We start from the raw sequence: 25,074 nt of genomic DNA on the forward strand, positions 1-25,074 counted from the left end.
ATGTCGAGGTGGCGCCAGGTGCGCTCGCGAGTGTCGTAGACGCCGCACCTCCGCCCGCACTCGGGGCACTCGACGGCCTGCCCCCTCACGTGAGCCACGCGGACGTGGAGCTCGTCGGGGGCGCCGTCGCGCTCCTCGAACCAGACGTCGGAGACCTCCCACTCGGGGCCCAGTCCCATCGACCTCTCGAAGAGCCTCGCGAGCATCCCGGCCTGCGCTTCCATAGCCGCCTCCCCGGTGGGTTGTGTCCGGCATCCCCCTGCAGGGCAACATCCTACCGCCCGGAGGAGTCAGACGCATCACCGCAGGGATGCGCTACCCACCAGAAGTGACGATGAGCCAAATCTTTGACGTCTGCCATGCAGAGGGACTCGTTTGCATGCTCTACGCGGGGACGCTTCTCGGGGCAGTTCGCCACCATGGATTCATTCCCTGGGACGATGACGTAGACCTTGTGATGCCTCGACCCGACTACGAACGCTTTGTCGAGGTCTTTTCGCAAAGGACCTCGAAACCCTATCTCAAACCAACCTGGTACCGGGACCGCTCGTCAATCTACCCCTTCGTCAAGGTTGTGGACACGAGAACTGAAGTCATCGAACACTATGTAGACAATCGCTGGAGCCATACAGGCGTCTGGGTTGACGTGTTTCCACTTGACGGACTTGGCAAGGATGACCGACCCTTCGAGGAGTGCCTACGTCTGCGCAGAAAGTATGACTACCTCACGGCAAACGTCCATGCGGGGTCCTCCACCGGAGCTAAGATAGCCAAACGTGTGCTCAGAGCAATCATGCCCAAGGATGACGTTTACGAGGTCGCACACAAGATGGATGACATCGCTCGCCAGACACCAATCGAGGAGGCCACAGAGATTGGACAGGTTGTCTGGACATTCGGACCGCGCGAGCGCATGCCGAAGACGCTCCTTGAAACCGCTCCGATCACCTTCGAGGGTGAGCTCTTCGATGCTCCGCGCGAGTATGACGCCTATCTCACGAGACTCTACGGCGACTACATGACACCTCCTCCTGAGGCCGATCGCATCCCCCATAACGTGGATGCGCGATGGCTCCAGAAGCCCGAAGACTAGTCTCCAGACGATTGTGCAAAGGCGTGCTCCAATGCCCGCACCGTCTGAGGCCAGGACAGGTCGCGCTCAACGTGTGCACGCAGTTTCAGCGAACGCTCGGGCGTCCAAGATGCTGAAACCCGTCGAATTCCATCAGCCATGGTTGCGGACTCGCGGTCGTTTGTAATGCATCCAAAGGTGTCGGCGCCCTGGCAAAGCACCTCCCGAGCGCCACCCACATCCGGCACCACGCAGGGAACGCCCCAGGCTCCCGCTTCGAGAAGCGACGTGCAAAATCCCTCGGAGCGTGTGGGAAGGCAGAAGACGTCTGTCTGCGAGAGCAGGGCAGAGAGATCCGCATGGCCTAGGTTTCCCACAAGGTGCGCATTCGCGGGGAGGTCTCGCTCGAGCTGGGGACGCAGAGCCCCCTCGCCCGCAAGGACGCAGGCGTACTTCTCGCCCAGCTGCCCCATTGCGGCCAGAAGGCGCTCGGGGCCCTTCTCGGGCGCAAGCCTGCCCACGAAAGCAACGAGTGTCTTATCGTTTGGAATGCCAAGCTCGAAGCGGAAGTCCCTGCCAGACGATTCGCCCCGGAACGACGCCGCATCGATGGCGTTGGGAATGACCAGCGACGTCTTGATGCCAAAGGTCGAAAGCCATGCCGCGCTCTTCTCGCTGATGCCGGCAAAGGTAGCCCCCAGGCTCACGTCGCGGGCGGTCATGCGACGCTCCCACGCATGGGCGGCAGCATCAAGTGCACCGCTGCGCCCAAAGGTAAGCCACGCTGAGCCATGGTCGAGAAGCACCGCAGGAATGTCGTGCTCGCGAGCAAAGCGAAGACCGGTGACTGAAGTTCCGTAGAAACGGGTGTTCACAAGGACCCGGTCGACGCCGAGGCTGGATACGGCAGAGAGTAGAGAGCTCTCGCGTGAGCCGTGACGCGAAAGGGGAAGCCTTCCGCCCATGAGCTGGACACTGGGCAGGCGCACAATGCGTACGCCATCTTCCTGGGTCTCGACCTCCGGCGCACCATCGCGGGCAGATGTCACCACGCACACCCTGTCCCCACCCAAGACGAGCTGGTGGGCAAGATTTGCGGTAAACGTCTCCACCCCTCCCACGTGGGGAAGGTACTGCGCAGAGAAGATGGCGTAGGTTCGTGACATGAACCCAGCTTAGCAGTCGTAGGCAGGGTCTATCGCCTCAAGCTCGCGGAACGAGTCAATCTCCGTCACGTCCGCAAGAGAGCACTCGCGAGCGTAGACCTTGTACTTGTCGGCAAAGTAGGTAAGGGGAGTCTCGTCCCAGAAGCGCTCCTTGCCGCCAGGCATCGCGAACGTTGCAGGGATGTCCTCAGCGAGCTTTGCGCCGTCCTCGGGCGTCCAGTACGAGATGCCAACCATCTGCCAGACCCCACCATCGCCGCCAATGCCAAGGTGGTTAATCATGCCGTTCTTTACCTTGAAGCACCAGTCATCGGAGCGCTCCATGGGAATTCCCAGGTAGTTCGAACGGTCCTGGTAGCGAGTGATGAGATTGGGGTTTCTCAGGAGAAGGTCAGACTCAAAGACGTAGGCGCTCTGGAGAAGGTCCTTGGCAGCAACCATGCTCGAGATGTTGTTCGCCTCGTTGTAGAGGGGGTTCTCGATGAACTTTATGGTGGGGTACTTGTAGAGGAGCTGGTCGAACTGCTCGCCAAGATAGCCCCTCACCACGTACACCTCGGTGATTCCCGCTGCGTAGACGGCGTCGAGGATGGTGTCGATGATGCGCTTGCCGCCAACGCGAACCAGCGGCTTGGGCGTGTTGAGCGTGATGGGCACCATTCGAGAGCCAAAGCCCGCGGCAATGAGCACCGCACGCTTGGCACGGAAGGGCTCAAGGGCATCCAGGCCCTCATCAGTCACCCGCCTTTCGGAAACATAGCCGAGGTCGGAAAGCGTAGAGATAGTCTCGTTCACGCTCCCCACTGACATCTTTGTCTGTGCCGCCACGGCACGCTGGGTAAGCGGCGCAGGAGCCGTGGCCATGGTCGAGAGAACGAGAAACTCCTTGTGCGTCATAGCTAAAGTACCTCCACTTGGTTACTAGATGGCTGTCTGTTGGGCATGGCGGCAGCGCTTGACGAAAGCCACGACCGCCTTCTCAACAACATTTGTGAAAAGGATGAGAACAGCAACAAAGGCAGAGCACTCCACCAGGCGCTGGGCATCGAGGTCGGTCACCAGGAGCGCGAGCGGCATGTCAAGCGTGGTTGAAAGGAAGGAGACCGCAGAGATGGTCACCATGCAGTTGACGAAAAAGAACGAGAACATCTCGGCGATGGTGTCGGCAGTCGCCGGGACAAGGACGTCCAAAACGATGCGCGCGCGTCCCACGCCCATGGTCTGGCCAACCGCCTCAAGGTTTTTGTTCACCTTGGAGAGCGAGTTGTAGGCCATAAGATACGGGGACGCGATGAAGTGCACCAGGTTCACCAGAATGAGGATGGCAAACGTCCCATAGATGGGGGACCCCTTAAACGCAAGGGAAAAGGAGAGGCCCAGGACAATGCCCGGAACGGCGAGCGTAGTCACCGATGCCAAGTGAAGAAGACGAGCAGAAACTCCACCGACGCGTGCCGTGATGTAGGCAACGAGATACGCGACGATGGTCCCCAAGATAGACACCACGAGCGCTATGAAAAGCGAGTTCACCCAGTATGAACCCGCCCCCATGGTGAACGCGCGCCCCACGTTTGCAAGGGTTGGCGTGAAATCGAGGGGGTACTTCGTCACAAACGAGACCATGCAGAAGGTTGCGATGGGGAGCAGCAAGGCAAGAGTCACCAGTACCGCGGCGACATAACCCAAAGCATCTCTAACGGGCCTCCGCTTATTCTCGAATCCACGAGACACGTAACGTGCGCTAGCGTTATCCCGTGCCAGCACGTCGACGAGAAAATCGATGACTGCGGGGACGAGCAGGACAAATCCGATGGCGGCGCCGGTGTCAAAGTCGAGAAGCCCCACCGCGTTCTGGTACATGAGCACGGGAAGCGTCGTAACCTTGCCGCCCACCATGAGCGGTACGCCGTAGTCGGTAATTACTAGTGCGAAGGTCGCGAATACAGCGGATACAAGCGGCTTTCTCAAAAACGGAAGCGTGATGTGCGCAAACTGGCTGCCCTTGGGAATGCCCAATACATCGGCGGCCTGATAGGGCGTGGCGTCCTCATAGCGCATCACGTCGTAGAGCATGAGGAAAGCCGGTGGAAACGAATAGAGAAACGAGCCCATCACGATGCCCGGATAGCCGTAAATCGACCACGAGCCATGCAAGAGATTCGTGAGTATGCCGTTTGACCCCAGGAGATACACCAGGCTCATGCCGTGAGCCAGCGAGGGGACAAGCATGGGAACCGTGAGCAGACCGGCAAAGACGCCCTTTCCATGTATCGCGGTCCTGCAGAGCACCCACGACATTAGGAGCGCCGCAAGCACAGAGATGACCGTGGTGAGGGCTGCCACTACAAGGGAGTTGACGCAGGCGGTTGCAAAAGCCGGGGTCCCAAAGACCTCCCGCACCTGTGGGTCTGCCAGGCGGGAGAACATCCCAACGAGGGGGAATGCCACAGCAAGCAGGAAGAATAGAAGAAGTGCAATCTCGAGGACCCTCGTGCCGCGTGAGGTGTTGTAGCGAGTCATTCCGCCTCCTCCCTCAACGGCGAGGCGAACCTCGCGAGCGAGTCATACTTGGCCTTGAGGTTGCTCACCACAAAGTCACGAACATAGTCATCGGCAGGGTCCTCGACGATCCTCAACGGTTCGTCAAGCTGGTGGATGGAACCCTCCCCCATCACCATGACGCGGTCTGCCAGCGCAAAAGCCTCCTCCTGGTCATGAGTGATAAAGACCATCGTGGTCCCGTGGTCTCGCTGGATTATCTTGAGCTGCGAGCGCAGCGCCAGTCGTGCGTCCGCATCGAGCCCGCTCGTAGGCTCGTCAAAGAGGATGACCTCGGGGCTCAGCGCAAGCGTTCGCGCAATGGACACGCGCTGCATTTGGCCGCCAGAGAGTCCCGCAACTGGCTTGTTTGCATAGTCGGCCATGCCAAGGCTCGCGAGCGCCTCGAGCGCGATCTTGGTACGGCGCTCGCGTCTGGTTGGGTCGAAGCGCAACGCATACTCAACGTTTCCCAGCACGGTCATGTTCTCGAAGAGCGCATAGTCCTGAAAGACTATCCCCATGTGACGCTTGCTTGGAGCAGCGTCCGTGATGTCTTTGCCGTCGAGGAGAACGCAGCCTGCGTCAGGGTGCTCAAGACCAATGAGAATGCGCAGGATGGTCGACTTTCCGCAGCCCGAAGGCCCCAGAATCGAGAGGAACTCTCCCCGTAGCACGTCGAAACTTATTCCATGGAGCACCTCGCGGCCGTCGAAGGACTTTGTAATGCCTTGGGCGGAGAGTTTTGGCGCTGCGTTTGAATCGGTATTCTGTCCAGTCATCGCAATCAGTGGCTCCATCTCTCCAGCAGACGCATCTTCTCGTCCACATCGGTGATGCCGGTCATATCGGCATAAATGATGTCCTTCGGGTAGTTGGGAATCTCGGGCGTCACGCCTACCAGGACCTGATCGGGCACATATGTCTCGTTATCAATTCGTACGCCCTCGGTGCAGAGCCACCCAAAGACGTCGTGGACCGCCTGGCGGTTTCCTCGTCCTTGGATGATTCCCGAACCGTAGACATCCCAAGGAGACCCCTCCTGAAAGAAGTGAACGGAAAGCGGGGCACCGTCGTTAATCTCGGAAACCGCATGGTAGGTCATGCCAAACCCCACGCCCGCCTCGCCTTGTACCAGCGCATTAACGGGACCGGAGCCCGACGAGGTGAACTGGTAGACGTTCTCCGCCAGCGCATCGAAGTAGTCGAATGCGGCGTCCTCGCCCCACGCGTTGACGAGGCTCTTTAGGAAGTTGTAACCCGTGCCCGAGGTCTTGGGGTTAGGCATACAAACCACACCGGCGTACACAGGATCAAGAAGATCCTGGTACGAGGTGGGAGTAGGTATGCCACGCTCCGAGAGAACGTCATCATTCGTGGCAATGCAAGCGCTCTCGCGGGAGAAGGGAAAGTAGCGGTCATCCGGATCGCGAAGGTCCTCGCAGAAAATTGATTCGTCAAAATCAGAAAGGACTTCAAGGCTGTCGGATACCTGGTTGATGTAGCCGCCCTCGAGGTCCATCACTATGTCCGCCTCCGTTGAGGCGCCCTCCATGCGTAGTCGGGCGGCACAGTTTCCCGTGGTAATGTAGTGCATGCGGATGTCGTAGGATGGAAAAACCTCACGCAGGGCGGTCATCTGTGTCTCGTTGCGAATGCCTTCGCCACACGAGTAGATAACAACCGAGTTGCTCGATGTCCCTCCCGCGCCCGCCATGGCTCCTAGACCAAGGCAAGCGATGGTGCCACCGGTCAGCGCAAGGAAACCCCTACGAGAGATTCCCGGGGTAGCGTTGCCTTTGTGAACGCGTCCCGCCATACTGCCACCGCCAAGCGTTTGTCATGAACACATCAACTGCATGTAAGGAAGTTGTCATGTTCATACTACACGCATGCGCGAGGAGCATGAACGGCATATGCAAAAAAGGACACAAGATGCCTGGGCTTTTGCGAGCTGCCCCGCAGTCGTAGGGACAGTTACGAAGCCTCACGCTCGCCTCTTGGCTCGACGCCCTCGTACCAGGAGAGCACGCGGTCCACGTTGTCCTGCGCGTAGCGGTAGTAGATGAGAAGCCACTCGCCTACGTTGTCACCCTCGGCTTCCTTCTCGAGGGACCACACATACCAGCACCAGCCCGCAAAGACCACATAGCTCCAGAAGTGGCGACGCTCGCGGATGGTTGGCGTGCGTCCAAAGTAGTCGCGCAGGGCTTCCTCTGCCTCCGCATTGGAGAGCTCGCAGCACACCGCAAAGGTGCCATAGTCGCTTGCCTCGTCAGACATGCCCGCGTACTCCCAGTCGATGAGGCTGTACTCGTCCTGCTCGTCGATAAGGAAGTTGAGGTAGAAGAAGTCATTGTGCGAGACGCAGCGCGGGAATCCGTCCTTCTCAGCAAGCTCTTTGAGCTGCAGGACCTTCTCTTTGAGCTCGTTGTACCCCGGGATTTCGATGGGCCCGCGCTCTGCGAGGAGCCTCTCGTACCCAAGGCCCTCCTCGACAAAGTCAAAGCTTCGGCTGAGCGTGGCGCCGCTCTCGTGAAGCTTGCGGCACATCTCCATGGCGCGTTTAAGCTGCACGTGGTCATGCGGGTCAAGGGGACGGGCGTTGCTCACAAACCGCGAGATCTTCCATCCCTGTCGCTGGTCCTCGTAGATGAAGGTGTTGTCGAGCCCAAGGTCACGCGCGAGGCGAAGCCCCGCCTCCTCGGCAGCGCGGTCGACCATCTTCTCGGTGCCAAGGCCAGGATGACGGTACACGTACTCCCGCTCGTCCGCGCCTTCGCCCACCGAGAAGTGGCACGAGAGGTTGGTGAGGCCCTGCTTCAAGGGATAGAAGCTGTGGATCTGAGACTTCTCGCATCCAAGGACCGAGACGATGTTTTCAAAGATGTTAGAGTCAACGTTCTCGATGAAGGCAGGGTCAAAGCCACTCACCTGATCGAGGGTGTCAAACTCATGGATTGATGCGCCGGGGTAGTGACGCGCAACCATGCGCAGCTCATTCGTGTGGGACCGGAATATATCCTCCCAGAGCATGTCTGCGGTCTCGAGCTTGCGCACGGCAGCATCCAAGATGGGAACGAACGCCGTGGAGAAAGCCCGGTCGAAATAGGCATGTCCGAGCATCGTCCAAGCGTCAGCGCCACCCACGCTCACCTCGGTGATTCGCCCACCCGAGCCTGTAGCCACGCACCACTCGTCTGTATGACCACTCACATATTGCGTGGCGTAATAGGCCTCGTAGACGTAGTGCTCGAAGGGGTTCTCCTCGAAGTAGTCATCCGACGAGCACACGTAGGTGTTGTCCAGGCGATCTCGCACAAGCCAGAGCGTGTAGTTGTTGTTCCTCGTGGCGTACTGTGGGTTTACCTTGATATGAACGCCAAACTTGCTTGCAAGGTAGAAGAAGTACTCCTTCTTATAGCCAACCACAACGGTAATGTCAGTGACGCCCGCCTCTTGGAGCTGGCGAATCTGGCGCTCGATAAGGACCTCGCCGCGAACTCGGAGGAGGCCCTTGGGCTTCTCGTAGGAGATGGGGGCAAGGCGAGAGGAGAGGCCAGCGGCCATGATGATGGCGTTTCCCACCTCGTAGGGCTTGAGCGACTTAAGGCCATCGATGCTAAGAAGCCCGTCCTCGACTAGGCCTGCCTCCTCGGCATCGTGAAGCACTGCATTTACGGTTCCAAGGGAGAGGCCCGAAGCGGCACTGAGCTGACGTTGGGTCATACGAACATCAGACTGCGCAAGGGCAACAAGAACTTTGAACATGCTTCTTGAAAGTGCCATACGACCTCCGACACCTGTAAGCTTTCAGTAAGCTTCAGTATGCCAAAGTTAAGCTGAATGTTCAATAAATTGAAGAAATGCTCTGCAATGTGAACATCTGTAACACGTTGTGCAGGCGGCTCTCGCTACGCTATATCTCCGGTGGTGCCAAAGAGCTCTGCGTCAAGCGACGCAAGCTCCTCCGGAGGCGTTGCAGGGTCGCAGCCAAAGCTCTCGCCAACTGCCTGGGACTGAAGACGCCGCAGGCCAGCAAGGTCCTCCTCGCCATGCGCTTCGTACACGCGCGAGACACGGTCAAGCGCGTAGCAGACGTATGACGCCACCGAGTCTCCCATGCCAGAGAGCACGAGCATGGTAACGAGCGAGTCCGGCGAGAGCGCCATGGCGGTCTGGGCATCAAGATCGATGAGGTCTGCAACCTGCTGCTCAACTGCCTGGCAAGAGGCAGGGTCGCCCTTTTCGACTGCAAGCTTAAGCGCTCTTGTCACCGCCTCGACGAACTGCGAGATAAGCTCGGTGATGTAGTCTCTCTCAAGCATGGTGCCATCCTCTCTGCATATGCTTCCGCGACCATGATACTAGCGCTGGGGCGGAAGCGGCATCCCTAGGTGCTCGAAGGCGGCAGGAGTTGCTTGGCGTCCCTGCGGCGTGCGAACGATGAGGCCACGCTGCAAGAGATATGGCTCGTAGACGTCCTCGAGAGTGGATGGGTCCTCCCCCACCGCAGAGGCAATGGTGGTGAGACCCACGGGTCGACCCCTGAAGGTGCTCGTGAGCGCCGTAAGGATTTTCTTGTCCATCCAATCGAGGCCCATTTCGTCTATCTCGAAGAACGAGAGCGCCTCAGCAGCAACCTCCCAAGTTATGGCGCCGCCAGCCCTCACCTGCGCGTAGTCTCGGACACGCTTAAGTAGCCGGTTGGCAAGGCGCGGCGTGCCACGAGAGCGCGAGGCTATCTCGGCGGCGCCCTGCTCGTCTATCTCGACACCAAGGATGGCGGCCGAACGTTGGACAATGCGCTTGAGCTCGTCGACGGTGTAGTAGTCCAGGCGATACGAGATGCCAAAGCGGTCGCGAAGTGGGCCGGTGAGAAGCCCCGTGCGCGTAGTTGCGCCAATGAGCGTGAAGTGCGGGACATCGAGGCGGATGGAGCGCGCGGCCGGCCCCTTGCCAATGACAATATCGAGGAAGAAGTCCTCCATAGCGGGATAGAGGACCTCCTCGACCTGGTGGTTGAGGCGGTGGATCTCGTCCACGAAGAGGACGTCACCCTCTTCGAGGTTGGTAAGAATGGCGGCAAGGTCGCCCGTGCGCGCAATGGCCGGCCCGGAGGTGGTGCGAAGGCGCGCGCCCATCTCGTTGGCAACCACGTTTGCAAGCGTTGTCTTTCCCAAACCCGGAGGACCGGAGAAGAGCACGTGGTCAAGCGTCTCATGGCGGTCCTTGGCGGCGGCAATGAGCACGCGAAGGTTGTCGCGAACCCGTTCTTGGCCACAGTACTCGTCCAGCGTGGTGGGACGTAGGCTGCGGTCGACCTCTAGGTCGTCCGCCGTGAGCTCCCCCGTCACGGGACGAGGCCCTCCGTGGCCATGGCCAGAACCCGGCACGTCGTCGAAGAGGTCTTCCTCTTGTGCCTCCCACGTCACAGGTTGCCTCCAAGCCTCTTAAGCGCAAACTGGATGGCCTTCTCGACCGTCACGGCACCAGCCTCCTCATGCCCGTCAAGGGCGAGCTCGGCTTCCTGCGGCGAGAAACCCATGGAAAGGAGCGCGGCCGTTGCCTCGTCGGTAACGGACTGGGCGGTGTCGGGCACCTTGGACTGACGTGCCTCAGGCTCGCTCATGCCCACAAGACCGCGCAAGGTAGCGTCCTTGGCAAAGACATCCTGAAGCTCAACAAGGAGCCGCTGCGCCTTCTTGCGGCCCACGCCAGGCACCTGCGCCATGCGGCCCTCGTCCTGAAGGGTAACGATGGTGGCAAGCGTTGCCGGCGAAAACGTGGAGAGCACTGCAAGCGCAAGCTTTGGCCCCACGCCGGATACGGCTACGAGTTTGTCAAACACGGCACGTTCCTCGCGCGTGGCGAAGCCATAGAGCTCTACCGAGTTCTCTTTCACGAGCATGCGCGTGAGCACGGTGACGCCAGCCTCGCCCACCGCCGGCAGCGATGCCGCCGTAGTAGCCGAGACGCCAAGCTCGTAGCCAACGCCCCCAACGTCGATGACCACATGAGAGGGCAGCACCTCGACAAGAGTACCTGTGAGCTGCACGATCATTGGGTGTTCCTCCTGCTCTGCCGCACGTGACCCAAGGGCGACGCCTCCCCGCGGGTCCCAGCAAGACGCGCTGCCGTTGCTGCCGCCGTAACGCCGCGCGCCGTGGCGGCATCAAGCTCTTCCTGCGCCCTCTCCTGCTCGAAGACCTGAACCGCCGCCCCTTCGCGCGTGAGTCGCTGCGTGCGCGTGAGGTTGGCGTGGCAGATGGCTGCGGCAAGGGCGTCCGCACAGTGGTCCGGGCGAGGGTCGTGATCAAGGGCGAGTATGTTCCTCACCATGAAGATGACCTGGCGCTTGTCCGCAGACCCAGTACCCACAACTGCCTGCTTAATCTGCATGGGGGTGTACTCCCCTAGCTCAAGCCCAGCCTCTGCCGCTGCAACAAGAGCCGCGCCACGCGCGTGCGCCGTAGCGAGAGCCGAGCGGGAGTTCTCACCAAAGAAGATCTTCTCGATGGCAAGCTGACTGGGCGTATAGGTCTCTATAGCCTTGGAGATGCCCTCGTAAATCTTGCCCAGGCGGCGATCGATAGATTCCGAAGACGAGGTGGAGACGCAGCCATATGCGCGCGCCCTGCACACAGAGCCACGGGTCTCGACCACTCCCCAGCCAGTGTTGGCAAGGCCGGGGTCAATGCCCAGGATAATCACGAGAAGCACCTCCTCCACCGTATGAAGATGGTTAGAACGTTCGTTCTATTCTAGCATACCGTGCGCCCGTGGGAAGTGCGGGCTAGTTCTCTGAGAAGGTCCTCCATATGGAGCTGTCACCAGGCGTTCCACCCGGTCCAGGTCGACCACCCTGCCCATGCCTGCCGGAACGCCCCTCGGGCTGGTCGGCGGCAAGGCCTCCCGTAAGCGAGAAGTCTCGGAGGAGGTTGAGTATGTCGCGCATGTCTTTCTCGCGATCCCTAGGCGTTGCGGGAACGCTGGCTTCCTCTCCGCCTTGCTGCCCCTTGCTGGCGTCATGTGACCCCGCAACACTGCCCAGCTCTTCTGCCGCCTGGGCAATTGCCTCGTCGAGGTCGTCACCAAGCGAGATGGTTCCGCCAATGCCCTCGCCTGCACGCTCTGCCTTGGTGCGCGCACGATCGCGCCACATCATCCCAAGCGGCCATGCAACGTCCTCGAGTGTCCGCGACGAGGCAACGATGACGGGTCCACAAGACATCCGTGCTGGCTCACATGAGGCAAGGCGATCGAGTATCGCGGAAACCACCTGCGGGTGGCCCCCATCGTCCGCAATGTCAGAGAGGGGACGCCCCCATTCGATGTGGCTTGCGAGCACGTAGTCGACAAAGTCGAGGCGAGACTCTGGCGTGGGGCCGCACTCCTCGATGCCCGGAATGGCGGGCACCTCGAAGGCGTGCCGAGAGGTGCGCGAGATGACTGGCGAGATGGTATTTCTCATGTGCACAAGCTCGATCACGGCATAGCGGTAGACGTCACCAAGCGGGGCAAGGCCTGCGCGCGGCATAGATCCAGGCAAAACCTCCAAGGCAAGCGCCGTCTTGTCGTGGTTCGAGAGCGGCATGGCACCCTCCTCTCTGGCCAGCGCCACGAGGTGGGCCTGCGCGAGGTCTGCCGCCAGGGCGTGATCGGGCGAGAGCGCAGCCATGGGAAGCTCGCGAACCGGCAGCCTGAGGTTCTCAGCAAGCCTTCGGGCAGATGAGTCGAGCTTGTCGTCGATACCCGTTACGAGCAGCGCATGGACGTTGGTGGGCCCAAGCGCGTCGGTGGCCAAGGTGGCAACGGCGCTGGAGTCCAACGTGCCATCCACCAGCACGGCTGCCTGGGTGAAGCCCATCTGCGAGAGGGACTCGGTAAGGCCCTGTGCCAGCGCGTTCCAGGCAACAAGGGGACAGTCGTAGACCTCGGGATTCAGTGGATGGTCGAGAGGGCCATTAAGCTCCGGGTCAACGTCTGCGATGAGGAGGTCCTCCTCGAAGGAGGGAGACTGCGCGGCAAGCTCTCCCCACGGCGTGAGTACGAAGCTCGAGCCAGTGAACACCTGGGTTCCGTAGGTGCCAAGCGAGCCCACGCCAACGATCCAGGCGCCTGTTGCCTCGGCGTCATCCATGAAACGGCCGTCCGAGACAGAGACTCCCATGGCAGATGATGGGTCGTCCATGGCAAACCCATAGCCGTCAAGATAGAGCATCACGTCCACGTCGAAGTCGTAGTCATCGAAGTCGTTGAGGTCGTCGAAGGAGAAGGCGAGTCCAAAGTGGACGCCCCCCAGCTCGAAGACAGGAAGATCGGGCGCGGGGCCATCCTCCTCCAAGCCCTCCCCCGCGTACTTGTCGGTCTGGCCTGTGGCCGATGAGCGCAGGAGCGCCGAGAGCTTTAGCGGGGTAAGCTCCCCGTCGTGCACGAGCATTGCCTCGGGGGCGGGCGCCCCGTCCGCATCCGAGAGAACTGGCACAATGCAGGGGCAGGGGACCTCCTCGGAGATCTTGACCAGCACCTCCGCAAGATCAAGCAGAAGACCCTCCTGGCTGGGCGGATCGACTGGCCAAACGCCCATCAGGGCGGCGGCCGGGAACACCACGAGCTGCGCTCCCTCGTCTGCGGCCTTCTTCGCAAGCTCCACCATACGTTCTGCCGTTCGCTCGAGCTCGCCTGCCGTGGTCCTCATCTGAGCAACCGCGATCTTCATGCTTGGACCTTCCCCCTGCCAAATAAACCTGCTGATGATTGTATCCCCGCCCTGCTCGCACATGCCACCCAGAGAGAAGCGTGCCGCCCCAGCGCTGCCGGGACGGCACGAAGAGTAACGCTGTCTGGGAGTCTGGCTCCTTAGACCTCTGCCTTCCAAAGGCCGTGGAGGTTGCAGTAGGCGTAGACCGTAGCCTTACCATCCTCGCCCAGGTGGAAGCGAGCCTCGGGGGCGTCACCCGGCTTGAGGTAGCGGATGACGGTCTTGGTGCCATCGGCGAAGAGCAGCCACTCGATGTAGTGCTCGGGAGTCATGGGGTGCTCGACGGAGCCAACGCGGGCAACAAGGCGGTCACCCTCGACGGTCAGCGCAGGAACGTGCTTCTCAACGGCAGCGTCGGTGGTGTTGGCAACAAGCTCCTCCATGGGCTCACCGCAGCACACGGGCGTTGGACCGCCATCAACAATCTTCACGACGATGTTGCCACAGTGCTTGCAGCGATAAATCTTTACATCTGCCATGGGACATCCTCTCCTAGTTTTGGTTCAGCCCCGCAGGGTTGACGCCAATGCCTGCGGCCGCAGGAGCGACCGCCACTATTGCTATTGTCCCCCACTGCTTGCCACTTCATGCATCCGCTTAATTGCTATCTTTAAACCTACATATAAAAGACTGCCAATAAGAAAGGGCGCGCCCATGGAAGGCAGCGGTACGGAGCTAGGCCACCTTCACGTGACCGGAGCGACCGATGAGGTCGATGACCTCGGCCATGAGGACCATGTTGTGCGCGTCGATGCGCGTGGGGAGCTCCATGCGCATGACATCACCCGTCGCGCTCTCCACACGCAGCTCCACGCGGTCGAGGCCAGGGTAGCGGCCAAGTATCTCGCCCAGGTTGTCCATGCGGCCACGCGTGAGGAGGTTGGCGGGCATGTTTATCTCGAGCACCTTGGGTCGGTTGGTCTTGTCGTTAAGCTCGAGCGGCTCGATGGACGAGCAGATCAGCTGGTCGCCGCGGTCGCCGCGCTCCAGGCGCCCCACCACCTTGATAAAGACGTCGCCCGTGCTCTCACCGGTCTCGGGGTCAACCTCGCCGGCAAGCGTGGCCGCACACTCCTTATAGGCCTTGGGGAAGACCACGAGCGTGGTCTCAGCCTCCATGTCCTCGAGGGTGACGATGGCCATGGCATCACCCTTCTTGGTGGTCTTCTTCTGGACCGAGGTTGCCATGCCGGCAAGGCGTATGGGCTTGTCCTCGGGGACCTTGAAGCGCTCGGTGGTGGCGCCGGTGTTGGGATCGGTGTACTCCTCCGAGACCGAAAGGTCTGCAATTGTGTAGTCGCGCGCCTTGGCAAGCGCGTAGGCGTAGGGGCGCAGCGGATGGTCAGAGACGTAGATGCCCAGGACGTCGTGCTCCTGCGCGAGCTTGATGTGACGGTCCCACTCCACGCCGTCCGGCGCGGGGACCTCGTCCTGGAAGCCTGAGCCCGCCACATCGCCAAACATGTCGAACATCGAGAACTGCCCCACCGCGCGCTCCTTCTGGCGGCGCGCCGCGGCGTCGATGATGTTCTCGGGGTTGTTCTTGTCGACGAAGTGCATGAGCTGCATGCGGGTGTAGCCCGTGGAGTCGAAGGCGCCTGCCTTGATCAGAGACTCGACCACGCGACGGTTGGCCTGGGAACCGTCCACGCGCTCGCAGAAGTCGTGGAGGTTCTTGAAGGGGCCGTGGGCGTCTCGCTCGGCCATGATGCACTCGCCCACGCCCTCGCCCACGCCACGGATGCCGGCGAAGCCAAAGCGCACACCCTCGGCCGTTGCCGTGAAATCCTTGCCGGACTCGTTGATGTCAGGCGGCAGGACCTGGATGCCCTCGCGACGGCAGCTCGTGACGTAGTGCACGATCTTGTCGGTCTTGCCCATGTAGGACGTGAGGACCGAGGCCATGTACTCGCGCGGAAAGTACGCCTTGAGCCACGCGGTCTGCATGACTAGGATGGCGTAGCCGGCGGAGTGGGACTTGTTGAACGCGTAGGAGGCAAACTCAAGGACGTTCTCCCAGATCTCTTGCGCCACCTCGCGCTTGTAGCCGTTTGCGACGGCGCCGTTCATCCAGTGGTCGTAGATCGTCTCGTCCGCGCCATTGCCCTCCCAATGGAAGACTTGGTCGGTGAGCATCTTGATCTTCTTTTTGGCCACCGGCTTGCGCATGCGCGAGTCGGACTCGCCGGCCGTGAACCCTGACATCTTCATCGAGATCTGCATGACCTGCTCCTGGTAGACCATGGTGCCGTAGGTCTCCTCCAGGATCGGCTTCAGGCGGTCGTCGTAGTACGAGATCTTCTCCTGGCCGTGCATGCGCTTGATGTAGCTGTCGACCATGCCGGCGCCCAGGGGGCCCGGGCGGTACAGGGCGATAAGAGCGACGATCTGCTTGTAGGCGTTGGGCTGCATGTTCTTGATGGTGGCGGTCATGCCGGCAGACTCTACCTGGAACACGCCGGCCGTGTACCCCTTGCCGAGAAGCTCGTAGATCTTGGGGTCCGAGAAGTCGACCTTGTCCACGTCGATGTCCACACAGGTGGCGCCTGGCTTGATGCAGGCCTTGACAGCATCTGGCATACGGTCGATGTCAGAGGCGTTGGGGTAGGAGTGGCGGATGTTCGCGAGCGCCTTGTTGATGACCGTGAGCGTGCGCAGGCCAAGGAAGTCCATCTTGAGCAGGCCCATGTCCGCGACGGAGTGGCCCTCGTACTGGGTGATGGTGACGTTGCCCTTGGTGTCGAGCTTGGTGGGCACGTGGTCTGTTACAGGCGTGGGCGCGATGAGCGTTGCGCAGGCGTGGACGCCCTCGCCGCGCATAAAGCCCTCGATGGAGAGGGCGGCGTCGATGATGCGGTGGGCGTCCGGGTCCTTGTTGTAGGCCTCCTCGAAGTCCGGCGAGTACTGGTCGGGCTTTTTCTCGTTCTTGTGGAGGGCGTTGGCAAGCTGGAGCTTGGGGTCGTTCGAGAGCATCTTTGAGAGCTGCTGGCCCTTGTAGACAGGGAAGCCCAGGACGCGGTTGGCATCGTTGATGGCCTGCTTGGCCTTAATCGTCGAGTACGTGATGACCTTGCACACGTGGTCCTCGCCGTAGACGTCGCGCACGTGCTGCAGGACGTCCTGGAGGTGCTCGTCGTCGAAGTCCATGTCGATATCGGGCATCTCGGAGCGCTGCGGCGAGAGGAACCTCTCGAACATGAGGCCGTTCTCGAGCGGGTCGAAGTTCGTAATGTTCATGGCGTACGCGACGATGGCGCCGGCGGCAGAGCCACGGCCCGGGCCCACGCCGATGCCGTTGTCCTTGGCCCACTGCACGTAGTCCTGCACGATGAGGAAGTAGTTGGCAAAGCCCTTCTCGGTGATGATCTTGTACTCGTGCTCGAAGCGGTCCTTGACGTTCCAGCCACCAATGGTGAGGTCGCGCCAGTTCTCGCCGTAGCGCTTGGCAAGGCCCTTCTCGCACTCCTCGCGGAAGCGCTCGTCTGCCGTCTCGCCGGGGCGCAGGCCAGGGTATTCGGGCAGGTACATGTGGGTCCAGTCGAGCTCGTAGTTGCACTTGTCGGCAATCTCGAGCGTAGTGTCGCAGGCCTCAGGGCACCAGGAGAAGAGCTGGCGCATCTCGTCCTCGGACTTCATATAGAACTCCGAGCCCTCCATGCGCATGCGGTTGGGGTCGTCGAGCGTGGTTGCCTTGCCTATGCAGGAAAGGATGTCCTGCGTGGGGGCGTCCTCGCGCGTGAGGTAGTGGAAGTCGTTGGTGGCAACAACCTTCACGCCCATCTCGTGCGCCATCTTGACCAGGTACTCGTCGAGCTTGCGGTCATCCCATCCATTGCGGAAGGTGAGGCCGTGGTCCTGTATCTCGATGTAGAAGTCTTCGCCAAAGACGTCACGGAAGGTCTCTGCCCATCTCCGCGCACCGTCAAAGTCACCGTCCAGTATGCACTGGGGAATGATGCCCTGGACGCAGGCGCTCTGGCAGATGAGGCCCTCGTGGTACTCCTTGAGCATGTCGAGCGTGGTGCGCGGCCGGTAGTACATCATCTCGTGGCCGGCGGCCTTGGACATGCACTTCACCAGGTTGTGGTAGCCCGTCTCGTTCTTGGCGAGGAGGATAAGGTGGTAGCGGCGCTGCTTTGTGCCTCGCTCGATGCAGTCATCGGTGATGAAGTAGGCCTCGCAGCCAAAGATGGGCTTCACCTTGAGGCGCGGGCGGTTTGCCTGGACCGCAGCGAGGTCGTGGCCGGAGGACTCCCACACGGCCACGTCGCTTGCCCACTGGTCGTGGACGCGATCGAAGTAGCTCGCGTCGTCTGCGTCTGGCTCGGGCTCCTCGAGGTCCCAACTCTTCTTGAAGCACTCGACGTCGTGGCGCCACTGTTTCATGTTGGCCTGGTCGTCGTTGTACTTGCGGCATTCCAGGTCGAGGTTGGGGATGCCAAACATGTAGCCGTGGTCCGTAAGGGCAACAGCGGGCATCCCCTCGTCGATGGCACGCTTGACCATGCTGGGGATGGGCGTGGCGCCATCGAGGATCGAGAAGTCCGAGTGATTGTGTAGGTGAACGAATGCCATGTGTTCTCCATACCGGGTGATGCTGTGGTGTTTGGCACAGCATAGCAGAAGGAATGCGGCGCGAGCTTTGACCTATACCCCACTCTACCTGCGGCAATGACGTTGCCGCAGGTAGAAATCGAGCAGAGGCTCCACACGTTGTTCTGGTTCGCGACGGGTGCGCGAGGACTATCCCATGCGCGGCGGATGCATGGCGTCAAACTCGTAGAGCACCACCACGGGCTGGCCGGGCGCATCCGTGCGATCCAGTTCGACGCACACAAAGCGGCAGCTTACCGAGGTGAAGCCAAGCCCCATGAGGACGTGCGCGTAGAAGTTGGCCTGCATCTCGTGGCGCAGGTGAAGAGCGCGAGCGTCCAGACCTCGGTCACCCGTCTTGTAGTCCACCAAAAACGCGTGGTCAGAGCCGGGATCTGTGGCGAGAAGGTCGATGGCTCCCTCCACGTAGCCGCCATAGACGGAGTCCACGCGCTGGAAGAACGGGACCTCCGCACGCACGAGGGCATGCGAGAGCGCCTCCTTGCGCACGTCCGAGCCCCACCAGCGCGCAAGCGCCTCGTCGAGCCTGCTGCCCGCCCGCTCTGAGAGGTGCCAGAAGCGCTTGGTGGCAGCAATGCGTTCCGGAAGCGGAAAGCGCTGGCCACCCTCGACCATGGACTGGGCAAGCTCGTGGAAGGCCGACCCCAGCCCCGTGGCCTTGTCGGCGTCCCCCACCACCGGAGCGCCCTCCTGCATGGAATCGCGCTCGGCACGCGAGGGCAAGGCTGCCACACCGGTGACGGGACCCGCATCATCCATCGACGCGTCATCTGCCGCCGAGAAGTCCCCGAGCATCTGCGCGTGGGCGCTCGAGTAGCTGAAGACACCCGCACGGGGTCGCCACATGGTGACGGCAGGCGTCGCAGGATCTGGGTCTGGCGAGACAAGCGAGAAGCCCGCAGGCTCCGGAACCTCGATGGTGGCGCCGATGCCTATGACCTCGTCCGTGTTTGCGACGGTGCCATCAAAGAAGCTGCCGGCGGAGTCAAGCGTGGCACCCTTTCCCCCGTTTTCCTCGCAGGGCTCAAGGGAGACGCACCTCAGCCGCCCCGGCTCGCTTCCTCCGTACTCTATCGAACTCACGCCCGGCGCAGGCGCGGTCGTTCCCACAAGCGCCCCAAGCACATTCGCGGCGAGCGCCGGCGAGGCGCCCGAGGCGGATTGTGTGATGCCAACGCCCAGGACCAGCGCCTCCCGCGCGCGCGTGAGCGCCACGTAGAGCAGGCGGGTCTTCTCGGCAGCCTCCTGATCTGCGCCGTCCTCGGTGAGCGAGAGGAGCCACTCCGCGCAGCTGCGGGGGTTCTCCTCTGCGGTGAGGTCCTTGGGGACTTTGAGGCCCTTGGGCTTCACGATGATGCCGCGACGGCGGGCGTCCACGCGACCGGTGACCACAGAGCCGGAGGGACGCGGGTTGGCCCAGCATTCGGCAATGGCAACAATGGGGAACTCGAGACCCTTTGAGGCGTGCACGGTCATGATCTGCACCTGGTTGGAGGATCCGCCCGCAAGAGAGGCGGGGGGCACCTTAGCGGCCTCGAGCCAGAGGTCAAACTCAAGCGCGGCCCGGGCCGGGCCAAGGCCCAGGTCCTGCGTGAGCTCGCGAATGTAGCGCACCGCGGCAAGGATGTTTGCCTCCTGTGCAAGGCCATCGGTGCCGGCACCCTCCAGGCGACGAAGCCACCCCGACTCGCGCACCACCTGCAGGCAGACGTCAGCAACGGAATGCTTGCGCAAGGCCAGGCGCGCGCGAGAGAGGACCTCGTGCGCAGCCCTCAGCCGTGGAGACGGCTCTGCCTCGCCATAGAACGACATGGTCTGAAGGCCACGGTCGATGGCGCGCTTGGTGGGAGCGTCGACCATGTCCTGCCTGCGCGTCCCCAGCTGGACAAAGTCGTTCGCGTCAAGCTCAAACATGGGCGATGCCAAAAGCGGGAAGAGGCCCGACTGGGTGTCGTGGGGGTTGGAAAGGGCGTGGAGCAGGGCGGCCATGACCTTGACCTCGGAGGTGCGCGTGAAGGTCGAGCCTCCGGTGACCACGCACTCGAGGCCATGCGAGCGCAGGGCGTCGATGTAGAGGTCAGCCTTGCCAGTAGCGCCAAGGAGCAGCGCCATGTCAGATGGGCTCTGTCCAGCCGCGGCATACGCCGCAAGACGGTCGGCGATCTGCGTTGCGCACGTGGCAGAGGCAAGCGCCGCCATGCCTCGCCTGGCAAGCGTCACCTCGACATCCACGCGCGGGAGAGATCGGGCGCGATACCCGTCATCCCGCTTTGGGTTTGGCTCGAGGTGCATGAAGCCGTCAACAACGCCATTTGGACCACCGCACACGGCATCCACAAACGAGAGGACGTCGGCGTGGCTGCGGTAGTTCACGTCCAAGCGCACGTGGTCCTCCTGCGGGACCTCTTCCCCTCGCGCGCGGAACACGCCCACGTCCGCGCCACGGAACCGGTAGATGCTCTGCTGGGCATCGCCCACTGTGGTGAGGTGGCACGCACCGTCGCCCGACAGGAGTGTGATGAGCTCGAGCTGCCTGGCATCGGTGTCCTGCGACTCGTCGACCATCACGAGCTTGAAGCGCCCGCGGTAGTCGGCGGCCACGACGGGATTGTCACGCACGGCGTGAAGGGCGAGGGAGACGAGGTCGTCGTTGTCGAGAACGGACTTATCGCGCTTGAGTTGGAGGTTTCGCTCGTCTACCTTGCGTGCCAGGTCAACAAGGGCGTCTCCCAGCGGCGCGGTGCCCGCAAGCGCGGCTTCGAGCGTAGCCTCGCCCAGGGCGCGCTTTGCCTCGGGCACCAACTCCTTTATCGCCTTCGCCCGCGCGCTGGGAAGCTTCACCCCGGCAAGTGCTGCTGCCGCCGCCTCCGGTGTGCGCTGGCTGGGAGGCGACGAGAGAAACCCGTCGAGAGATCCCAGGCTTGTCATCACGGCCTCGCGCGCAGCAGGCGAGATACCAGACTGCGCCCCAAGCGCACCGATGGCCTCTCTGAGGCGTGCAATCGACCCCTCGACATCCGGCTCCCCCACCGTGACGAGCGAATCGAAGCCGTCTGGCGAGGAGTGTGCGGCATTCACCACGTTCAGGACCATGGATACCACGCCAAAGGGCGTAGCCCCTCCAAGCGTGCCGTAGCCGTACTCCTGGAAGGCGCGGTTGAGCACCTCGTTCGAATGGTCGTGGCTGGCGGCGCCTACGACCTTCTCTGTCGCCTGCTCGAGAAGGGCCCGCGCCTCGTTGACGCCAGCAACCTTGAACGAAGGGTCTATCCCCAGGTCAAGCGCATGGCGCTTAAGGATGCGCGAGCACATCCCGTGAATGGTGCTGATCCATGCGGAGTCGACCATGAGCGCCTGCTCGCGCATGCCCGCCTGGCGAAGCGTCGAACGAACGCGCTCCTTAATCTCGCGTGCGGCAGCGTTGGTAAAGGTGATGACCAGGACCTGGCTCAGGTCGTCCACGAACGGAGCGTCCCCCACGCCGGAGCCCGGCGAGAGGGCCCACGCTATCCTGCGCGTTAGGGTGAACGTCTTGCCGGAGCCGGCGCCAGCCTCGACGAAGACTGGCCTGTCGAGCGTGGAGACAATCTGGCGCTGGCGGTCGTTCAAGGTAGAGAGGTCTATGCCTGACACTAGGAGAGCCTCCTCTCGCAGTTCATGACGGGGCAGAAGGAGCATGCGGCGGCATCGAGCGGATTTGCCTCGACGTTTCCGGCAAGGAGCTGGGCCACCTTCTCGGCAATTGCCGCCTCGGTGGCGTCGAGGTACGCCTCCATGCCATGCTCGCCCTCCATGCCGTAGGAGTCATTGTCGGCAACCGCATACGCGGCGAGGGAGCCTTCCCTTGCGGGAGCGTGGCTACCAAGTACGCGGTCGATCGAGTTGCCGAGGATGGCGCCGCCCACGGCGTGGCTCCCACGAGTTCCCAGATAGACTGCCGCCCTCACCTTTAGTTCTGGATGCATACGCCGCACCACCTGGCCATAGATGAGCGACTGGACACGGCGGGGCAGCCCATACGGGGCCGCTTGTTGCTCGTCCGTCTCGAATTGGAAATCGCAGGAAGGCCTCTGCACGGGCGTCACGCCATACTCCTTGGCAAAACCGTTTGGCCCCTTATGCTTGTAGTCAATAACGACGGCCTGCTGGTGGGCATCGACGTCCACGCGGTCTATGGTTCCGCAGATCCAGGCGCCCGCGTACTCCACGGGCTCGTCCTGCGTGCCAAAGTCCCACTCGAAGAAGCGGGGCTCATAGCCCACAAAGAGGCCCGCCTCGTAGTCGAGCGCAGTCTCGAGGTCGCGCTTGAGCTGTGCCAGCTGCGCCTCGTCTGCGGAGTTGTGGGGGACAAATGCCTGATAGCGGCTGCGCTTTCCCTGGCGCAGGCTTTGGTGGCGAAGATGCTCCTCAAACTCGGCGAGAAGGACCTCGTGCGCGTGGGCAAGCCCCTCCGCGTCATCCTCAAGCACGCGCGAGCCCGGAAGCATGACCCAGGGATCAAGCCGCTCGTCTTCGCCCACCCCCGCACGTTCACGCGCCTCGGCAAGCAGTCGCGAGTGAGTGACCTCCAGCACGCGGTGCGCAAAGGTGCCCATCTCCATTGGGCCAAAGCCGGCATCGGAGTCCTGCAGGCGAAGACGCCGCAGACTGAACCACTTGTACGGGCACTCGAGGTACGACTCAATCTGCGACGCCGAGAGGAGCGGCTTTCCCTCCACAAGGTCGACCCTGCCTGTAGGCGGCACAACCACAAGGGCAGCATTTGCGCCAGAGATGCTGCCGGCTGGCGAAGGGTCGCTTGCGCCAAGAACGTCCATGCCACGTCCACCCGTACTGAGGTTTGCATCCGCCTGGTCCTCGCCAAGCGACCGCATGGGGAGGCCCTTGTCCTTATCGGCAGACACCTTGCCATAGCAGGAGAGCAGCTCCGTAAGCATGACTGCCGAGTAGCAGGGGCTACCCGAGGCATCGACGCCACAGCGCTCTACCACGAGCTTTGAACGGGGTACGCGAAGCATCCGCCAGAAGACGGAACGCTCGTGCGCGGCAGGATTCGCCTTTGGCTCTATCCCCAGACGCTCGAGAAGCGCCGAGAGGACGTCGTCTCCGGTGGCAACAGGCCACTCAGTTGAGGTCATCGAACAGGAGACAAGGGCGTCTGCTGAGAGGGGCGCCAGCCCCGCCGCCCGCGCGCGGCCATAGATCCTGCAACGGCATGCTCCGTCGCCCGCCCAGGCGCCAGGACGCACGATCACGCTGGTCTGAGACATTGCCTGCGCGCAGAGCTCGACAAGCGTGGAGAGGGGCACGTGGGCCGGGACCCCTGGGTCGGCCGTTATCCCCAGGTCCTTGAGCGTGCCGGCAATCCCCAGCACCGCGTCAAGGACGCCAATGGCGCGCTCGTCCTCAAGGCGGTTGTGCTCGGGCGCAACGGGAACCAGCTCGAGGGCGGCCTCGTTGGGAACCAGGTCTGCCGGCGCAGGCTCGGCGTCCTGGAGGTAGGGCGCGAGGAGCTTTGACGCCGCAGAGCCCACGCGCCCGCGCAGGAGCTCCCTTGTTGCAGCAGCAACGGGAGCGCTCGTAGCCTTGGGGTTCTGGAGCGTGGCTAGGACGTCCGCGGGGGTGAGCAGACGATCCGCGCGCCACGCGCGGTCAAGCGAGACGGCACGCTCGGTGGGAACGTGCGCGATGTCCTGACGCAGGAAGTCCGCAAGTGCGCGCGGCGGCCACCAGTTCATGTCGCCCAGCACGACGAGCTCTCCCTCGGGGCTCTCCTCAGGAGCCGGCCACGAGGCAGCCAGCTCGGAGAGCTGCGCGACAGAGCTTGCAAACTCGAGGAAGGCCCTACCAGCCTCGAGCTGGTCCACGCGCGAGGAAAGCTCCGCCTCACAGGTCACGCCGCGCGAGTAGAGCTTGGGCGAGAGCTCTCGCCAGGCTCGCGCGGGGTCTGCCGCAACCACAACCACCTCGCGTGCGCCCGACTCTGCAAGCTCGACAACACGGGATGCCACCAGCTCCGCCTCGGCGAGGGGGCCTGCCGGCGCGAGAAACTCCACCGCACCCGCAGGCACAATGCCCGTCTCGGTACCAAAGATCGATTGGGCAAGGTCCTGGAGCTCCGACGCCCGGCCGGGGTTTGCCACCGGCCCGGGAGTTGTCTCCCCTTGCCAAGAGACGCTGCCGCCACGTGCGGCAATGGCCTCCTCCACCAGCGAAATGGCAGAGCGCTGCCCCTCCAGCGCGGCGTCGTTTCCCGTTTGAGCAACAATGGTGAGCTCTCCCGCGCAAGCAAGGTCTGCCAGAAGCTCGCGCACGGCGCGGGGCGTCTCTCCCAGGCCGGCCACGCACACGGACCCAGGGTCGACAAGCCCCTCTGCCATTGCGCCGACAACCCGCGCCATTGCCTCGGATTCCTCGACGTAGCCCGCCTGGTGAATGATGCGCGCGTACTCCCCCGCCAGCGCCACAACACCTACCTCGGCATCTGTGAGGCCGGCCTCGTGGCAGGCAAGCTCGTTTGGCTTGCCAGCAGAATCCAATGGCAGCCAGGGCAATGCCCTTTGCGCAAGCGCCGAGAGGAGCTGCACCGTGCCCACGTTGAGCGAGACTCCGCGACTTAGCGTTTGGGGAGCCTGCGCGATGGCACGCTGCACGGCAATGGTCCTCGCAAGAGGCTCCACGACATGCGTGCCGTCTCCCCACACCTCCCAGCGCTCCTTGGTCCACGCAACAGGCGTGGTGACGGTCACGCCAAGTGAGAGAGCGGGGTATGCAGAGAGCTCCTTCTGGACAACCAGCTGGTCGGCAAAGCTCGAGACCAGAAGCGTTGCCGTGCCGTGGGTGCGCAGCGCCTCCCCCAGGCATGCACGCACCTCTGCACTCGCCAGGCACTCCTCGGCAGTTGTCGCAATGTGAAGCAT

At 62.3% G+C, this 25,074-nt stretch carries 16 protein-coding genes and 1 pseudogene; 1 reads left to right on the forward strand and 16 read right to left on the reverse strand.

Going from position 1 to position 25,074, the window contains the following annotated elements:
- A pseudogene (locus BT122_RS05060) lies at positions 1-224 on the reverse strand (hypothetical protein); the annotation flags it as partial.
- A gap of 110 nt (positions 225-334) precedes the next feature.
- On the opposite strand from BT122_RS05060, the gene BT122_RS05065 reads away from it, so the two are divergent.
- Positions 335-1,093 (forward strand): LicD family protein, encoded by a 759-nt coding sequence (locus BT122_RS05065; protein ID WP_072354908.1) that lies wholly within the window; start codon positions 335-337, stop codon positions 1,091-1,093.
- On the opposite strand, the gene BT122_RS05070 is transcribed toward BT122_RS05065, so the two are convergent.
- The 15 genes from BT122_RS05070 to BT122_RS05140 form a co-directional block, all read right to left on the reverse strand.
- Entirely contained in the window at positions 1,090-2,238 is a 1,149-nt protein-coding gene (locus BT122_RS05070) for a glycosyltransferase family 4 protein (RefSeq protein ID WP_072354909.1), read from the reverse strand. The genes BT122_RS05065 and BT122_RS05070 overlap by 4 nt on opposite strands.
- 9 nt (positions 2,239-2,247) lie before the next feature.
- Positions 2,248-3,135: a sugar phosphate nucleotidyltransferase gene (locus BT122_RS05075; RefSeq protein ID WP_072354911.1), complete on the reverse strand. Its 888-nt coding sequence runs from the start codon at positions 3,133-3,135 to the stop codon at positions 2,248-2,250.
- A 24-nt stretch (positions 3,136-3,159) separates the two neighbouring features.
- Complete coding sequence (locus BT122_RS05080; protein WP_072354912.1) at positions 3,160-4,758, reverse strand: ABC transporter permease subunit; 1,599 nt, start codon at positions 4,756-4,758, stop codon at positions 3,160-3,162.
- On the reverse strand, positions 4,755-5,558 hold the full coding sequence (locus BT122_RS05085) for an ABC transporter ATP-binding protein (RefSeq protein WP_072355042.1): 804 nt from the start codon (positions 5,556-5,558) through the stop codon (positions 4,755-4,757). The genes BT122_RS05080 and BT122_RS05085 overlap by 4 nt, the downstream gene beginning before the upstream one ends.
- Positions 5,559-5,563: 5 nt before the next feature.
- Positions 5,564-6,493: an extracellular solute-binding protein gene (locus BT122_RS05090; RefSeq protein ID WP_143189981.1), complete on the reverse strand. Its 930-nt coding sequence runs from the start codon at positions 6,491-6,493 to the stop codon at positions 5,564-5,566.
- A 260-nt stretch (positions 6,494-6,753) separates the two neighbouring features.
- Positions 6,754-8,565, reverse strand: a complete 1,812-nt coding sequence (locus BT122_RS05095) for an NTP transferase domain-containing protein (protein ID WP_072354914.1) — start codon at positions 8,563-8,565, stop codon at positions 6,754-6,756.
- Positions 8,566-8,690: 125 nt separating this feature from the next.
- On the reverse strand, positions 8,691-9,104 hold the full coding sequence (locus tag BT122_RS05100; RefSeq protein WP_072354915.1) for a hypothetical protein: 414 nt from the start codon (positions 9,102-9,104) through the stop codon (positions 8,691-8,693).
- Positions 9,105-9,143: 39 nt separating this feature from the next.
- Entirely contained in the window at positions 9,144-10,211 is a 1,068-nt protein-coding gene (gene ruvB, locus BT122_RS05105) for a Holliday junction branch migration DNA helicase RuvB (protein ID WP_072354917.1), read from the reverse strand.
- Positions 10,208-10,840 carry a Holliday junction branch migration protein RuvA gene (gene ruvA, locus BT122_RS05110; protein WP_059054727.1) on the reverse strand — a complete coding sequence of 211 codons (633 nt, stop codon included), beginning with the start codon at positions 10,838-10,840 and terminating at the stop codon, positions 10,208-10,210. Before ruvA ends, ruvB begins: the two co-directional genes overlap by 4 nt.
- Positions 10,837-11,490: a crossover junction endodeoxyribonuclease RuvC gene (ruvC, locus tag BT122_RS05115; RefSeq protein ID WP_072354918.1), complete on the reverse strand. Its 654-nt coding sequence runs from the start codon at positions 11,488-11,490 to the stop codon at positions 10,837-10,839. Before ruvC ends, ruvA begins: the two co-directional genes overlap by 4 nt.
- 82 nt (positions 11,491-11,572) lie before the next feature.
- Positions 11,573-13,498 carry a nitrilase-related carbon-nitrogen hydrolase gene (locus BT122_RS05120; RefSeq protein WP_072354919.1) on the reverse strand — a complete coding sequence of 642 codons (1,926 nt, stop codon included), beginning with the start codon at positions 13,496-13,498 and terminating at the stop codon, positions 11,573-11,575.
- A 140-nt stretch (positions 13,499-13,638) separates the two neighbouring features.
- The gene (locus BT122_RS05125; RefSeq protein ID WP_072354920.1) at positions 13,639-14,019 is read right to left on the reverse strand and encodes a desulfoferrodoxin family protein; all 381 of its coding nucleotides are present in this window, start codon (positions 14,017-14,019) and stop codon (positions 13,639-13,641) included.
- A 196-nt stretch (positions 14,020-14,215) separates the two neighbouring features.
- On the reverse strand, positions 14,216-18,115 hold the full coding sequence (dnaE, locus tag BT122_RS05130) for a DNA polymerase III subunit alpha (RefSeq protein ID WP_072354921.1): 3,900 nt from the start codon (positions 18,113-18,115) through the stop codon (positions 14,216-14,218).
- Positions 18,116-18,283: 168 nt separating this feature from the next.
- Positions 18,284-21,787: a UvrD-helicase domain-containing protein gene (locus tag BT122_RS05135; RefSeq protein ID WP_286130311.1), complete on the reverse strand. Its 3,504-nt coding sequence runs from the start codon at positions 21,785-21,787 to the stop codon at positions 18,284-18,286.
- On the reverse strand, positions 21,787-25,074 hold the full coding sequence (locus tag BT122_RS05140; protein ID WP_072354922.1) for a PD-(D/E)XK nuclease family protein: 3,288 nt from the start codon (positions 25,072-25,074) through the stop codon (positions 21,787-21,789). The genes BT122_RS05135 and BT122_RS05140 overlap by 1 nt, the downstream gene beginning before the upstream one ends.

Source organism: Olsenella sp. kh2p3, assembly GCA_900119625.1.
Classification (GTDB): Bacteria; Actinomycetota; Coriobacteriia; order Coriobacteriales; family Atopobiaceae; genus Tractidigestivibacter.

What these genes read in the sequence shown, in the direction of transcription:
- BT122_RS05065 (WP_072354908.1), top strand. Translation starts at nt 335, where the DNA reads ATGAGCCAAATCTTTGACGTCTGCCATGCAGAGGGACTCGTTTGCATG.
- BT122_RS05070 (WP_072354909.1), bottom strand. Translation starts at nt 2,238, where the DNA reads ATGTCACGAACCTACGCCATCTTCTCTGCGCAGTACCTTCCCCACGTG.
- BT122_RS05075 (WP_072354911.1), bottom strand. Translation starts at nt 3,135, where the DNA reads ATGACGCACAAGGAGTTTCTCGTTCTCTCGACCATGGCCACGGCTCCT.
- BT122_RS05080 (WP_072354912.1), bottom strand. Translation starts at nt 4,758, where the DNA reads ATGACTCGCTACAACACCTCACGCGGCACGAGGGTCCTCGAGATTGCA.
- BT122_RS05085 (WP_072355042.1), bottom strand. Translation starts at nt 5,558, where the DNA reads ATGACTGGACAGAATACCGATTCAAACGCAGCGCCAAAACTCTCCGCC.
- BT122_RS05090 (WP_143189981.1), bottom strand. Translation starts at nt 6,493, where the DNA reads ATGGCGGGCGCGGGAGGGACATCGAGCAACTCGGTTGTTATCTACTCG.
- BT122_RS05095 (WP_072354914.1), bottom strand. Translation starts at nt 8,565, where the DNA reads ATGGCACTTTCAAGAAGCATGTTCAAAGTTCTTGTTGCCCTTGCGCAG.
- BT122_RS05100 (WP_072354915.1), bottom strand. Translation starts at nt 9,104, where the DNA reads ATGCTTGAGAGAGACTACATCACCGAGCTTATCTCGCAGTTCGTCGAG.
- ruvA (WP_059054727.1), bottom strand. Translation starts at nt 10,840, where the DNA reads ATGATCGTGCAGCTCACAGGTACTCTTGTCGAGGTGCTGCCCTCTCAT.
- BT122_RS05120 (WP_072354919.1), bottom strand. Translation starts at nt 13,498, where the DNA reads ATGAAGATCGCGGTTGCTCAGATGAGGACCACGGCAGGCGAGCTCGAG.
- BT122_RS05125 (WP_072354920.1), bottom strand. Translation starts at nt 14,019, where the DNA reads ATGGCAGATGTAAAGATTTATCGCTGCAAGCACTGTGGCAACATCGTC.
- dnaE (WP_072354921.1), bottom strand. Translation starts at nt 18,115, where the DNA reads ATGGCATTCGTTCACCTACACAATCACTCGGACTTCTCGATCCTCGAT.
- BT122_RS05140 (WP_072354922.1), bottom strand. Translation starts at nt 25,074, where the DNA reads ATGCTTCACATTGCGACAACTGCCGAGGAGTGCCTGGCGAGTGCAGAG.